This is a genomic window from Variovorax sp. GW822-FHT04A09 (assembly GCF_058801005.1).
On record NZ_JBXAMV010000007.1, the window covers coordinates 124,079 to 137,085 of the forward strand.

The window sequence follows — 13,007 nt, forward strand, 5'->3', positions numbered from 1 at the left end:
AACGATCCACCCATGCGCAATCCCCGTCCTCTCGAAGTCTCCGTCGCCCTGTGCACCTACAACGGCGCCCGCTTCCTGCGCGAGCAGGTGCGCAGCATCTGCCTGCAGACCCGGCCGCCGATCGAGGTCGTGCTGTCCGACGATGCCTCGCGCGACGGCTCGGTCGATGTCGTGCGTGCCACGGTGGCCGAATGCGCGGCGGAACGCCCCGGGCCGCCCATCGCCCTGCGGGTCTTCGAGAACCCCGTGGCCCTGCGGGTCGTCAAGAACTTCGAACAGGCCATCTCGGCCTGCACCGGCGACCTGATCGCGTTGAGCGACCAGGACGACGTGTGGGTGCCCGACCGGCTCGAGCGGATGGTGGCGCCCTTCGTGCAGGACGACAACCTCTGGCTGCTGCACACCGACGCGCGCCTCGTGGATTCCCAAGGCCGCGACCTGGGCAACACGCTGTTCCATGCGCTGGAGGTCACACCGTCGGAGCTCGAGCGGATCCACACGGGCCGGGCGTTCGATGTGTTCCTGCGCCGCAACCTCGTGACCGGCGCCACCACGGTTTTCCGTCGTGCGCTGCTCGCCGATGCGCTGCCGCTGCCCGTCGAGTGGGTGCACGACGAATGGCTGGCCATCATTGCGTCGACGACGTCGCGGGTCGACCTGCTGGAAGAGCCGCTCATCGAATACCGCCAGCACGAATCCAACCAGATCGGCGCCCGCCGCGACACCTACAAGGAAAAGGTGCGCAAGGCGCTCGCCTCGCGCGGCAACACGCACGTCGAGCGCGCGATCAAGGCCGAGCTGTTGCTGGAGCGTCTGCTCCAGCTCGGCGATCGCGTGCCCCCCGAGATCATCGACAAGGTGCGCAGCAAGATCGTGCACCAGCGCTTCCGCGCCGCCTTGCCGGCCTCGCGCCTGGCCCGGTGCGTGCCGATCCTGCGCGAGGCCATGACCGGTCGCTACGACAAGTTCGGCCGCGGGGTGCGCGGCGTGGTCCGCGATCTTTTCGAATCCGTCTGACACAACAACAATGAACCCAACCAACGTCCCCGCGAACTCATCCCGGCCCGGCGAGCCGACGGCCTGGCCGAACGTCGTGGTCATCATTCCGTTCTACAACGGCGCCGATTTCATCGAGCGCTCGGTGAAGAGCGTGTTCGAGCAGTCGGTGCCCGCGCACGAGGTGATCGTGGTCAACGACGGCTCGCGCCCGGAGGAGCGCGCCGCGCTCGACGGGCTGGCGGCCCGCTATCCGTTCCGCATCCTCGACAAGGAGAACGGCGGCCAGGGCTCGGCGCGCAATGCGGGCGTGGCGGCGTCGACCTCCGAGTACATCTGCTTCCTGGACCAGGACGACTTCTACCTGCCGAACCACATCGAGACGCTGGTGTCGTCGATCCCGTGGGACGACCGCCTGTTCGGCTACATCTACGCCGACCTGTACGAGGCGGACGGCGACGGCAACGTGATCCGCACCGGCGTCATCAAGGACCACGCACAGCACCCGAAGCGCAGCATCTTCGACCTGCTGCGCTACGACATGTTCGTGCTGCCCTCGGCCGCGCTCGTGAGTCGCAAGGCCTTCGACGCGGTGGGCGGCTTCGACTCGCAGTTCATGGGCTACGAGGACGACGACCTGTTCCTGCGCATCTTCCGCAAGGGCTACAGCAATCACTTCGTGGACAAGGCGGTGACGGTCTGGTGCATCCACACGGCCAGCACCTCGTTCGGCATCCGCATGGTGCGCAGCCGCTTCAAGTACTTCAAGAAGCTGCTGCAGATGTTCCCCGACGAGCACCAGCGCGGCCGCTACTACCTGCGCGAATACCTGATGCCGCGCTTCCAGCTGTTCTTCGTGAACGAGGCGATCGAGGCCATCAAGAAGGACGACCAGTACCGCGGCGAGATGACGGCGGTGCTCGACGACTACGCGGCCATCGTCTTCGCGAACCCGTACGTGGGTCGCAAGAAGAAGCTGCGGTTGTGGATCACGCTGTTCCTGCTGCGTCGGAGCACGCCGGGCATGGTGCGCTTCATCGGCGCGCTGACGAAGCTGCCGATCATCCGCAGCCTGCGCAAGGTCTACAAGTCCTGATGCGCGCCGCGGCGGCCCGCAGGCCGCCGCGGCCTGGTCCTCAGCGGGCCGGCGCCGAGGTCATCGCCGGGTCCATGTAGGTGGCGTGCGAGCGCACGTACTCGGCGCGCAGGTGGCCTGCGTCCTTGTAGATCGGCGTGGCGTCGGCATCGGCGCGGGTGCACCAGTCTTTCTGGCACAGGCTCGGGATCGGGTCGATCACGATGGCGCCGCTGCGCTGCGCGATCTGCCGCATGCGCTCGTGCAGCGCCTTCTGCCGCGGGTCCCAGGGGGCGGTGGGCGACATCTTGCCCACTTGCATGTCGCCCAGGCGGCCGCCCTTGATGAACTCCTCGGGGCCGAAGCCCTCGCCGACCGGGTTGTCCAGCAGCAGGTAGACCTGCTTGTGCTTGGACAAGGTGGTCAGCACGGTCTCGAGCATGTTGAGCGAGAAGTCCACGCCGCCGCCGCCCATGAAGCGCCGCTTGTCCTTGCCGTCGAAGAAGTAGTAGCGGTCGGCCGCTGCGTTCTCGGCGTTGGGCTTGCCGGTCTCGGTGAAGTAGCAGTTCCAGCAGCCGCCGAAGACGACGGCGTCGAACCGGTCGCTCATGGCCAGCCGCATGCCGCCGTCGCGGCGTTCGCCGCAGAGGTTGTTCTGCTCGTCGACCACGTTGGGAATCGGCGGGCAGGCGCCCCACGTCACGAAGGAGAGCGAATCGAGCGTGCCTGGCGAGGTCTTGGAGAGCTCGACGGCGCGCGGCCCGTACTGCTCGACGTGGCTGTCCCCGAAGAACAGCACCCGCCGCTTGCCCTGGCCGATCTGCTGCAGCACCTCGCCGTCGACCTTGATCGGGCTCAGGCCGTCCGGGTAGGCCCAGTCCTTGGCGGCCGCGGCGGTCTTGTTGAAGTACGGATCGCTGTGGCGGCCGACGTAGTAGCGCGTGGTCGCCAGCAGGCCGAGCACGACGAAGCCGATCATCACGGCCACCAGCCCCGCCGTCACCGTCGGGTTCTCGCTGCGGCGCGTGTAGCGCTCGACGAACCGGTAGGTCAGCCACGCCAGCACGAACGACGCCACCAGCATCAGCGCGCGGATGCCGTCGGAAGGCAGCTTGCCTTCCAGGATGCGCGCATAGGCCAGCAGCGGCCAGTGCCAGAGGTAGAGCGGGTAACTGATCAGCCCGACCCAGACCATCGGCCTGGACGCGAGCACATAGCGGTTGAGCACGCCGCTCGGTCCGGCGGCGATGCAGAAGAAGGCGCCTACCGACGGCAGGATGGCCCAGAACCCGGGGAAGGCCTTGCCGCCGCGGATGTAGCACAGGCCCAGCACGATCAGCACGAGGCCGGCGATCGACTGCGCGTGGCGGCTCCAGCCTGGCTTCGGTGGCGGGCGGTGCAGCCGCGCGTAGGCCAGCATGCCGCCGATCATCAGTTCCCAGAAGCGCGACAGCGGCGAATAGAACGCGGCCGTGCGGTGGCTGTGGATGGTCGTCACGTTGAGCAGGAACGACATCGCCGCCACCGTGCCGAGCACCGTGAGCATGCGCCACTTGCGCTTCCAGGCCAGGCCCAGCAGCACGGGCCAGAAGATGTAGAACTGCTCCTCGATGGCCAGCGACCACAGGTGCAGCAGCGGCTTGGTCTCGGCGGCGTTGTCGAAGTAGCCGGCCTCGTTCCAGAAGGCGAAGTTCGACACGAAGCCTGCGCCCGCGGCCACGTGCTTGCCCAGCTGTTCCCATTCGTGCGGCAGCAGGGCGAACCAGCCGAAGGCCATGGTGGCCAGCAGCACCAGCGCCAGAGCCGGGAAGATGCGCTTCACGCGCCGCGCATAGAACTCGCGGTAGCTGAAGCCGTCGCCCTGGAAGCTGCCCAGGATGATGGTGGTGATCAGGAAGCCCGAGATGACGAAGAAGATGTCGACGCCGATGAAGCCGCCCTTGATCCACTGCGGGAACGCGTGGTAGCCGAGCACCGACAGCACCGCGACAGCGCGCAGCCCGTCGATGTCCGGGCGGTATTTCGGGTGAACCAGGTGGGCGTGTTCGGGGAGGGAGGTCGGGCTGCTCGTGGTCGTCATCGTCGGTGCTGAAAGCGGCGCTAGCGGGCTTTTCGTGCGGGGCTTTTCGGCCCCGATTGTCCTCGCAAACGCCGCCGTGCCTTTTCAGGCGGCGGCGCGCTGCAGCCGCCAGTAGCGCCAGAAAGCGCCCGACAGCCACACCTTGAGCAGGCTGGTCACGTGCCAGTACAGGTACTTCTTGCTGCGGTGGCTGGCGCGCTGGGCGTCGTGGCGCGCGCGCAGGTCTTCGGTCACCTGGAGCTTCCAGCCGGCCAGGCGGGTGCGGGCGCAGATGTCGAAGTCTTCCCCGTACATGAAGAAGCGTTCGTCGAAGCCGCCGATCTTGCGGTAGGCCTCGCTGCGAAACAGCATGAACAGGCCGGGAATCCAGGCCGGCACGGTCGGCGGCTGGTAGCCGGGCTTCTTGCGGCCCAGGATCTCGAAGGGGGTCAGCAGCGCGCGGTGCGGCTCGGGCTCGGGCCGGCCCGACTCCAGGATGCGCGGCGTCATCAGGCCGGCGTCGGGCGCGGCCTGGGCGAGCATCGGGGCGAGCACGTCGGCGTCAAAGCGGATGTCGGGGTTGAGCACCAGGAACCAGGGCGTGTCGCAGCGCGCGAAGGCCTGGTTGTGGTTGGCGCCGAAGCCCAGGGGCGCCGCGTTCTCGATGCGCTCGATCGGAAAGCCCCACTGGCGTCCTGCGATCAGGTCGGCCTCGGGAATGTTCAGCGTGAGCACGACCTTGGCGATCGCGTTCCGGCTGTGGCGGTCGAGCTGCTCGAGCAGCGGCAGCACCAGCGCGAGCTGGCCGTGGCTCACGATCGACAGGGTGACCGGGGCGTGGGGTGAAGAAGGGGGCGTGGGCATGGTCTAATTTCGCTCGGGAATTCTAGGGTTCCCCCAACCCCACTCATGATTGCCCTGATCATCCTCAGTTTCTTCGTCTCCGCCATCGCGGTGCAGCTGTTCATGCGCCGCGCGCGCAGACACGCGCGCCGCTACGGCGCCGACATGCCCCAGCGTTTCCACAAGGGCCACGTGCCGCGCCTGGGCGGGGCCGGCATCATGCTCGGCATGAGCGCGGCCTGGCTGGGCGCCGGCCTGATCGAGCCGCTGAACATCGCCTGGCCGCTCAAGTCCTCGATGCTCACGCTGGTGTGCATCCTGCCCGCCGTGCTCGGCGGCATCGTCGAAGACGTGACGCAGCAGGTCAAGGTGCGCTACCGGCTGGGCCTGACGATCGGCTCGGCGCTGCTGGTGTGCTGGGTGCAGGGGCTGGGCGTGGCGCGCACCGGCTTCGAGACGCTCGACGGCTGGCTCGCGCTGCTGCCCTATGCCTCGCTGGTCTTCGCGGCCCTGGCCATCGGCGGCCTGCCGCATGCCTTCAACATCATCGACGGCTACAACGGGCTGGCGGGCACCGTGGCCGTGCTCGTGTGCCTGGCGATCTCGCACGTCGCGCTGCAGCTGGGCGACCGGCAACTGGCCGCGATGGTGATCTGCCTGGTCGGCGCCACCTTCGGCTTCCTGGTCTGGAACTACCCGCGCGGCAAGATCTTCGCCGGCGACGGCGGCGCCTACGTCTGGGGCATGGTGATCGCCGTGGCCTGCGTGACGCTGGTGCAGCGTCACCGCGTGGTGTCGCCGTGGTTCCCGATGCTGCTGCTGATCTACCCGGTGTGGGAGACGCTGTTTTCCATCTACCGCAAGCTGGCCCGCGGCCAGTCGCCGGGCACGGCCGACGCGCTGCACTTCCACCAGCTGATCTTCCGGCGCATCGTGCGTGTGGCCTTCGCGGACGACGAGGCGCGCCAGCTGCTGGCGCGCAACAACCGCACCTCGCCCTACCTGTGGATGTTCGCCGCGCTGTCGGTGGTGCCCGCGGTGCTGTTCTGGAACAACACCTTCGTGCTGATGCTGTTCTGCCTTCTGTTCGTCACGACCTACGTCGGGGCGTACCTGATGATCGTGCGCTTCAAGGTCCCGCGCTGGCTGCGGCCCTGACCGCCGGCGCCGCCTTGTTGCGAGAATTCTTCCCATCGTCCACCGCTTTGGAGCCTGACCGCCCATGACCGACCCCGTCCTCAACATCCCTCCGCGCGACAAGGCCGAGATCCTGGCCCAGGCGCTGCCGTACATCCGCAAGTTCCACGGCAAGACCATCGTCATCAAGTACGGCGGCAACGCCATGACCGACCCGGCGCTGCAGGCCGACTTCGCCGAAGACGTGGTGCTGCTCAAGCTGGTCGGCATGAACCCGGTGGTGGTGCACGGCGGCGGCCCGCAGATCGAGGCCGCGCTGAACAAGCTGGGCAAGAAGGGCAGCTTCGTGCAAGGCATGCGCGTGACCGACGCCGAGACCATGGAAGTCGTCGAATGGGTGCTGGCCGGCGAGGTGCAGCAGGACATCGTGGGCCTGATCAACCAGGCCGGCGGCAAGGCCGTGGGCCTCACGGGGCGCGACGGCGGCCTCATTCGCGCGCAGAAGCTCAAGCTGGCCGACCGCACCGACCCGAACGTGCACCACGACGTGGGCCAGGTCGGCGACATCGTTTCCATCGACCCCAGCGTGGTCAAGGCGCTGCAGGACGACGCCTTCATTCCCGTCGTGAGCCCCATCGGCTTCGGCGAGGAGAACGAGAGCTACAACATCAACGCCGACGTCGTCGCCGGCAAGCTGGCCACCGTGCTCAAGGCCGAGAAGCTCATGCTGCTGACCAACACGCCCGGCGTGCTGGACAAGAACGGCAACCTGCTCACCAACCTGAGCGCGCGCGAAATCGACGACCTGTTCGCCGACGGCACCATCTCGGGCGGCATGCTGCCCAAGATCGAAGGCGCGCTCGACGCGGCCAAGAGCGGCGTGAACGCGGTGCACATCATCGACGGCCGCGTGCCGCACGCGATGCTGCTCGAGATCCTGACCGACCAGGCCTACGGCACGATGATCCGGGCGCGCTGAGCGCCCTCCGCGCGCCTTCCGTCGGCGGAAGGCGCGCGCTCACTGCGCTGTGCGAGAATCAATTGATTACATCTTTGCACGCGCTCCCATGCAGAACGAAGAGACAGCTGCCCCCGGCGTAGAGACCCCGGCCGACACGCCCGCCGCCGCACCGACGCGCAAGCGCCCCAAGCCGGGCGAGCGGCGCGTGCAGATCCTGCAGGCGCTGGCCGCCATGCTGGAGCAGCCCGGTGCCGAGCGGGTCACCACCGCCGCGCTGGCCGCGCGGCTCGAGGTGAGCGAGGCGGCCCTGTACCGCCACTTCGCGAGCAAGGCCCAGATGTTCGAGGGCCTCATCGACTTCATCGAGCAGAGCGTCTTCACGCTGGTCAACCAGATCCTCGAGCGCGAAGGCGCCACCGGCAGCCAGCAGGCGGCCCGCATCCTCGTGCTGCTCGTGCAGTTCGCCGAGCGCAACCCCGGCATGACGCGCGTCATGGTCGGCGACGCGCTGGTGTTCGAGAACGAGCGCCTGCAGCAGCGCATGAACCAGTTCTTCGACAAGATCGAGGCCACGCTGCGCCAGGTGCTGCGCGGCGCGGCCGCCGCCGACGGCTCGGCCACGCCCAGCGTCGACGCCCAGGTGCGCGCCGCGGCGCTCACGGCCTTCGTGGTCGGGCAGCTGCAGCGCTTTGCGCGCTCGGGTTTCCGCCGCGCGCCGTCCGAACACCTGGAAGCCACGATCGCCCTGATCGTTTGACGGCCTTGCCGGCAAGTCCGGCGCCGCAACGCTGAACTCGACGCGGCCCCTTGCGGCGCGTACGATCGATTTCCTCCCTTGCCGCCACGCGGTGCCGCGGTGACAAGCCCGTTTCGCATGACCTCTGGATCGGAGGCTCGCATGAGTGCTTGTCCTTCCCGCCGCCGCTGGCCTTCCGGGGCGCGCCATGCCTGACGCCGCCGCCGCCCGCCCGGCCCTTCTCCTGCACGCCGTCGTGCTCACCGCCGTCGCCATGGTCGCGTTCGCGGCCAACTCGCTGCTGTGCAGGCTCGCGCTGCAGCACGGCGGCATCGACCCCGCCAGCTTCGGCAGCATCCGGCTCGCGTCCGGGGCGATCACGTTGGCGCTCGTCGTGCGCTTCCGGGCGCAGCCGTCCGCCCTCGGGCACACCGGCTGGCTCCCGGCCGTCATGCTGTTCGCGTACGTCGCGTTCTTCTCCTTCGCTTACCTCAGCCTCCCGGCGGGCACGGGCGCGCTGATCCTCTTCGGCGCGGTGCAGCTCACGATGCTGGGCGCGGGCCTGGGCGGCGGCGAGCGCTTCGGGGTGCTGGCGTGGTGCGGCTTTGTCCTTGCGGCGGCCGGACTCGTCTACCTGGTGTCGCCGGGCGTTGCCGCGCCGCCGCTGCTGGGCGCCGTGCTGATGGCGGTGGCGGGCGTGGCGTGGGGCGTGTATTCGCTGCGCGGCCGGGGCGTGGCCGACCCGCTGGCCGCGACCGCGCGCAACTTCCTGCGCGCCGTGCCGCTGGCCCTGGCATTGAGTCTTGTGTTCGCAACGCGCGCGCACGCCGATGCGCGCGGCGTCGCGCTGGCCGTGGCCTCCGGCGCGCTGACCTCGGGGCTCGGCTACGTCGTCTGGTACGCGGCGCTGGGCCGGCTGTCGGCCTTGCGCGCGGCCACCGTGCAGCTGTCGGTGCCGCTGCTGGCGGCGTTCGGCGGCGTGCTGTTCCTGTCGGAAGCGATCACGCCGCGGCTGGCGCTCGCCTCGGTGGCGATCCTGGGCGGCATCGCGCTGGTGCTGAGCCAGAAGTCGCGCCAGGCGACGCGGCGTTAGTTCAGGGCCACGCCCACCTTGGCGCCGGCGGCGACGATCTCGCCCCAGGTCGCGTCATCGACCCACACCCCGTCGCGCCGGCGTGCCGCGCGCGCCCGGCGCTCCGGCTCGCCCGCGATCTGCACGGCCTCGAAGCCCTGGCCCGGCGGGCTTTGCCGCAGCCAGCCGATGAACTCGCGTGCCTCCTCGTCGAAGGCTTTCTGCGTGCCGAGCTTCACGGGGTCGATCAGCACCGTCAGCATGCCGTTGAGCACCGTGCGCGCCGTGTCCGCCGGCCGGTGCCAGGTGCCGCCGCCCGTGAGCGCGCCGCCCAGCAGCTCGCACGCCACCGCCATGCCGTAGCCCTTGTGTTCGCCGAAGGTCATGAGCGCGCCGAACAGGCCGTTGCCCTGCGGCACCACGACCACGCCCGGGTCGTTGGTGGGCGCACCGCGCTCGTCGATCAGGTAGCCGTCGGGCACCTGCTCGCCCTTGTTGTGGGCCACGCGCATCTTGCCCTGCGCCACGCGGCTGGTCGCGTAGTCGAGCACGAAGGGCTCGGCGCCCGCCAGCGGAATGCCGATGCAGCACGGGTTGGTGCCGAAGCGCCCGTCGCCGCCGCCCCAGGGCGCTACCACGGGCCGCGAGAGCACGTTGACGAAGTGCATCGCCACCAGCCCCTGCGCCGTTGCCATTTCCGCGAAATGGCCGATGCGCCCCAGGTGGTGCGCGTTGGCGAGCGTGAAGATGCAGCTGCCGTGCTGCTTCGCGCGCGCGATGCCGAGCTCCATCGCCTGCACGCCGACGATCTGCCCGTAGCCGTGCTGGCCGTCCAGGCCCATCAGCGTGCCGATGTCGAGGTTGACCTTCACGGCCGCGTTGGGCACGAGGCCGCCTTCGGCCACCGCATCGATGTAGCGCGGCAGCATGCCCACGCCGTGCGAGTCGTGCCCGCTGAGGTTGGCCAGCACGAGGTTGGCGGCCACCTGCTGCGCTTCGGCGGTGCTGCTGCCCGCCGCTTCGAGGATGCGGGCGACGTTGGCTTGCAGGCCGTCGGCCGGCAGGGTTCTGGACATGGATCAGGCTCCTCTTGCGTTCAAGGTGATGGCGTGGCGGTGGCCGAAGGGGCGGGCGGGCAGGGGCTGCGCGGGCCTCACATCACCGCGCCGACTTGCCACGGCACGAACTCGTTCTGCCCGTAGCCGTGCTGCTCGCTCTTGGAGTGCGCGCCCGAGGCGGTGGCCAGCACCAGCTCGAAGATGCGCTGGCCCATCTCCGCAATCGACGCTGTGCCGTCGACGATCTCGCCGCAGTTGATGTCCATGTCTTCTTCCTGCCGCTGCCACAGCGCCGAGTTGGTCGCCAGCTTGAGCGAAGGCGAGGGCGCGCAGCCATACGCCGAGCCGCGACCGGTCGTGAAGCAGATCAGGTTCGCGCCGCCGGCCACCTGGCCCGTGGCGCTCACCGGGTCGTAACCCGGCGTGTCCATGTAGACGAAACCGTGCGCGGTCACGGGCTCGGCGTACTCGTACACCGCCTCGAGGTTGCTGGTGCCGCCTTTGGCGACCGCGCCCAGCGACTTCTCGAGGATGGTCGTGAGCCCGCCCGCCTTGTTGCCCGGCGAGGGGTTGTTGTTCATCTCGCCCTCGTTGATCTCGGTGTAGTGCTCCCACCACTTGATGCGGTCCACGAGCTTCTGGCCGACCTCGCGCTTCACCGCGCGGCGCGTGAGCAGGTGCTCGGCGCCGTACACCTCGGGCGTTTCGCTGAGGATGGCCGTGCCGCCGTGCGCCACCAGCAGGTCGACCGCCGCGCCCAGCGCCGGGTTCGCGCTGATGCCCGAGTAGCCGTCCGAGCCGCCGCACTGCAGCCCGATGGTGATGTGCGCCGCGCTGCACGGCTCGCGCTTCACCGCGTTGGCGCGGGGCAGCATCTCGTTGATGAGCGCCACGCCCTTTTCGACCGTCTTGCGCGTGCCGCCCGTGTCCTGGATGTTGAAGGTGCGGAAGTTCTCGCCCTCGGCCAGGTGGCCCGTCGCGAGCCAGGCGTTGATCTGGTTCGCCTCGCAGCCGAGTCCGACGACCAGCACGCCCGCGAAGTTCGGGTGCGTGGCGTAGCCCGTGAGCGTGCGCTCCAGGATCTGCATGCCCATGCCCTGCGTGTCCATGCCGCAGCCCGTGCCGTGCGTCAGCGCGACCACGCCGTCGACGTTCGGAAACGCCGCCAGCGCTTGCGGATTGGTCTTGCGCGAGAAGTGGTCGGCGATCGCGCGCGCGGCTGTCGCCGAGCAGTTCACGCTGGTCAGCACGCCGATGTAGTTGCGCGTGGCCACGCGGCCATCGGCGCGCTTGATGCCCATGAAGGTGGCCTCGCGTTTCGCGGGCGCGGGCTTCACGTCGGCGCCGAAGGCGTAGTCGCGTTCGAAGTCGCCCTTGTCGGGGCCCATGTCCAGGTTCTGCGTGTGCACGTGCTCGCCGGCGGCGATGGGCTTGCTCGCGAAGCCGATGATCTGGTTGTAGCGGCGCACCGGTTCGCCCTGCGCGATGGCGCGCATGGCGACCTTGTGGCCCGGCGGAATCAGGCCGCGCACGGCCACGTTCTCGACGAGCGTGCCGCCCAGCAGTTGTGAGCGCGCGATGACGACGTCGTCGGCGGGATGGAGTCGGATGTAGGGAGTCATCGTGGGTATCGTTCTCGGAGCCGGCGCGGGTGCGCCGGCGGTGGTCGTTACTGCATGATCTTCGGCAGCCACAGCACGGTGGCAGGCCAGTAGGTGATGATGCCCAGGCTCAACAGCAACGGCACCAGCCAGGGCAGGATCGCCATCGTCGTGCGCTCGATGCTGAGGTTGGCGATGCGCGCCAGCACGAACAGCACCATGCCCATCGGCGGATGCAGCACGCCGATCATGAGGTTGAGCACCATCACCACGCCGAAGTGCACCGGGTCGATGCCCAGCTGGTTCGAGATCGGCAAGAGGATCGGCACCAGGATCGTGATGGCCGCGGTGGTCTCCAGGAAGCAGCCCACGAACAGCATCAGCAGGTTCGCCAGCAGCAGGAACACCCAGGCTTCCTTGGTGAAGTTGAGCACCCAGCTCGCGATGTCGGCCGTGACGCCGGTGGCCGTCAGCATCCAGCCGAAGATCGAGGCGGCTGCCACGATGAAGAGCACCGTGGAGGTCGACTCCACCGTCTCCAGGCAGACCTTGACGAACATCTTCCACTGCAGCGTGCGGTACCAGAAGAAGCCCAGCACCATCGCCCACACGCAGGCGGCAATGGCGCCTTCGGTGGCGGTGAACAGGCCCGTCGCCATGCCGCCGATGAGCAGCACCGGCGTCATGATCGGCAGCACCGCCTCGAACTTGAAGACCTTGTCGGCCGCGAAAAGAATCACCAGCGCAATGGCCACCGCCGGTTGGGCCGGCGCGCCGAACTTGTCGACTGCGAACCACAGCAGCGTGGGCCACAGGCACACCACCAGCAGCTCGACCAGCGCCTTCATGAGGCGCGGCCACTGGAACTTCACGTCCGCGCCCCAGCCGTTCTTGTGCGCGTAGTAGGCCACCGTGAGCATCATGAGCAGCGTCATGATGAGCCCAGGCATCAGTCCCGCGATGAACAGCGCCCCCACCGACACGTTGGCCATCATCCCGTAGATCACGAAAGGCAGGCTCGGCGGAATGATCGGCCCCAGCGTGGCCGAGGCCGCGGTCACGCCGACCGCGAACTCGGTCGAGTAGCCGTGCTCCTTCATCGCCTTGATCTCGATCGTGCCCAGGCCGGCCGCGTCCGCGATGGCAGTGCCGCTCATGCCCGAGAAGATCACCGAGCCCAGGATGTTCACGTGCCCCAGGCCGCCCTTGAGCCAGCCCACCAGCGCGAGCGCGAAGTTGTAGATGCGGTTGGTGATGCCGGCGTTGTTCATCAGGTTGCCGGCGAGGATGAAGAAGGGAACGGCGAGCAGCGGAAAGCTGTCGACGCCGCTCACCATGCGGTGAATGACGACGAAGCCCGGCAGGTTGCCGCTCCAGAGGATGTAGACCAGCGAGGCACCGGCCATGGCCACGGCGACCGGGATGCCGGCGCTCATGAAGAGCAGGAAGGCGATCTTCAGCATGTTGTT

The 13,007-nt window shown here is 68.6% G+C and carries 11 protein-coding genes; 6 read left to right on the plus strand and 5 right to left on the minus strand.

Features of this window, described 5'->3' with window-relative positions; genetic code table 11:
• Nucleotides 1-12: 12 nt before the first annotated feature.
• Nucleotides 13-1,017 (plus strand): glycosyltransferase family 2 protein, encoded by a 1,005-nt coding sequence (locus tag AC1RLW_RS27865; RefSeq protein WP_493195862.1) that lies wholly within the window; start codon nt 13-15, stop codon nt 1,015-1,017.
• A gap of 10 nt (nt 1,018-1,027) precedes the next feature.
• A complete protein-coding gene (locus AC1RLW_RS27870) occupies nt 1,028-2,092 on the plus strand; it encodes a glycosyltransferase family 2 protein (RefSeq protein WP_493195863.1) in 1,065 nt (354 codons plus the stop codon).
• Nucleotides 2,093-2,132: 40 nt separating this feature from the next.
• Here AC1RLW_RS27870 and AC1RLW_RS27875 read toward each other — a convergent pair whose 3' ends face one another.
• Nucleotides 2,133-4,151 carry an acyltransferase family protein gene (locus tag AC1RLW_RS27875; RefSeq protein ID WP_493195864.1) on the minus strand — a complete coding sequence of 673 codons (2,019 nt, stop codon included), beginning with the start codon at nt 4,149-4,151 and terminating at the stop codon, nt 2,133-2,135.
• An 84-nt stretch (nt 4,152-4,235) separates the two neighbouring features.
• Nucleotides 4,236-4,994 carry a glycosyltransferase family 2 protein gene (locus AC1RLW_RS27880; protein ID WP_492740994.1) on the minus strand — a complete coding sequence of 253 codons (759 nt, stop codon included), beginning with the start codon at nt 4,992-4,994 and terminating at the stop codon, nt 4,236-4,238.
• A 45-nt stretch (nt 4,995-5,039) separates the two neighbouring features.
• Between AC1RLW_RS27880 and AC1RLW_RS27885 the strand changes: the two genes are divergently transcribed.
• The 4 genes from AC1RLW_RS27885 to AC1RLW_RS27900 all read left to right on the plus strand — a co-directional run bounded on the left by AC1RLW_RS27885 (nt 5,040) and on the right by AC1RLW_RS27900 (nt 8,900).
• The gene (locus AC1RLW_RS27885) at nt 5,040-6,131 is read left to right on the plus strand and encodes a glycosyltransferase family 4 protein (RefSeq protein ID WP_062471143.1); all 1,092 of its coding nucleotides are present in this window, start codon (nt 5,040-5,042) and stop codon (nt 6,129-6,131) included.
• Between the two features lie 64 nt (nt 6,132-6,195).
• Nucleotides 6,196-7,089: an acetylglutamate kinase gene (gene argB, locus AC1RLW_RS27890; protein ID WP_062471140.1), complete on the plus strand. Its 894-nt coding sequence runs from the start codon at nt 6,196-6,198 to the stop codon at nt 7,087-7,089.
• Nucleotides 7,090-7,177: 88 nt separating this feature from the next.
• Nucleotides 7,178-7,828, plus strand: a complete 651-nt coding sequence (slmA, locus tag AC1RLW_RS27895; RefSeq protein ID WP_062471138.1) for a nucleoid occlusion factor SlmA — start codon at nt 7,178-7,180, stop codon at nt 7,826-7,828.
• Between the two features lie 187 nt (nt 7,829-8,015).
• The gene (locus AC1RLW_RS27900) at nt 8,016-8,900 is read left to right on the plus strand and encodes a DMT family transporter (protein WP_493195865.1); all 885 of its coding nucleotides are present in this window, start codon (nt 8,016-8,018) and stop codon (nt 8,898-8,900) included.
• Here AC1RLW_RS27900 and AC1RLW_RS27905 read toward each other — a convergent pair.
• From AC1RLW_RS27905 to AC1RLW_RS27915, 3 genes are all read right to left on the minus strand, one after another.
• Complete coding sequence (locus AC1RLW_RS27905; protein WP_487848601.1) at nt 8,897-9,955, minus strand: malate/lactate/ureidoglycolate dehydrogenase; 1,059 nt, start codon at nt 9,953-9,955, stop codon at nt 8,897-8,899. The genes AC1RLW_RS27900 and AC1RLW_RS27905 overlap by 4 nt on opposite strands.
• Nucleotides 9,956-10,032: 77 nt before the next feature.
• Complete coding sequence (locus tag AC1RLW_RS27910) at nt 10,033-11,559, minus strand: UxaA family hydrolase (protein WP_307582846.1); 1,527 nt, start codon at nt 11,557-11,559, stop codon at nt 10,033-10,035.
• Between the two features lie 47 nt (nt 11,560-11,606).
• Nucleotides 11,607-13,001, minus strand: coding sequence for a TRAP transporter large permease (locus AC1RLW_RS27915; RefSeq protein ID WP_095743531.1), 1,395 nt, complete (start codon nt 12,999-13,001; stop codon nt 11,607-11,609).
• Nucleotides 13,002-13,007: the final 6 nt, after the last annotated feature.

What these genes read in the sequence shown, in the direction of transcription:
- AC1RLW_RS27865 (WP_493195862.1), top strand. Translation starts at nt 13, where the DNA reads ATGCGCAATCCCCGTCCTCTCGAAGTCTCCGTCGCCCTGTGCACCTAC.
- slmA (WP_062471138.1), top strand. Translation starts at nt 7,178, where the DNA reads ATGCAGAACGAAGAGACAGCTGCCCCCGGCGTAGAGACCCCGGCCGAC.
- AC1RLW_RS27875 (WP_493195864.1), bottom strand. Translation starts at nt 4,151, where the DNA reads ATGACGACCACGAGCAGCCCGACCTCCCTCCCCGAACACGCCCACCTG.
- AC1RLW_RS27880 (WP_492740994.1), bottom strand. Translation starts at nt 4,994, where the DNA reads ATGCCCACGCCCCCTTCTTCACCCCACGCCCCGGTCACCCTGTCGATC.
- argB (WP_062471140.1), top strand. Translation starts at nt 6,196, where the DNA reads ATGACCGACCCCGTCCTCAACATCCCTCCGCGCGACAAGGCCGAGATC.
- AC1RLW_RS27885 (WP_062471143.1), top strand. Translation starts at nt 5,040, where the DNA reads ATGATTGCCCTGATCATCCTCAGTTTCTTCGTCTCCGCCATCGCGGTG.
- AC1RLW_RS27900 (WP_493195865.1), top strand. Translation starts at nt 8,016, where the DNA reads ATGCCTGACGCCGCCGCCGCCCGCCCGGCCCTTCTCCTGCACGCCGTC.
- AC1RLW_RS27870 (WP_493195863.1), top strand. Translation starts at nt 1,028, where the DNA reads ATGAACCCAACCAACGTCCCCGCGAACTCATCCCGGCCCGGCGAGCCG.
- AC1RLW_RS27915 (WP_095743531.1), bottom strand. Translation starts at nt 13,001, where the DNA reads ATGCTGAAGATCGCCTTCCTGCTCTTCATGAGCGCCGGCATCCCGGTC.
- AC1RLW_RS27905 (WP_487848601.1), bottom strand. Translation starts at nt 9,955, where the DNA reads ATGTCCAGAACCCTGCCGGCCGACGGCCTGCAAGCCAACGTCGCCCGC.
- AC1RLW_RS27910 (WP_307582846.1), bottom strand. Translation starts at nt 11,559, where the DNA reads ATGACTCCCTACATCCGACTCCATCCCGCCGACGACGTCGTCATCGCG.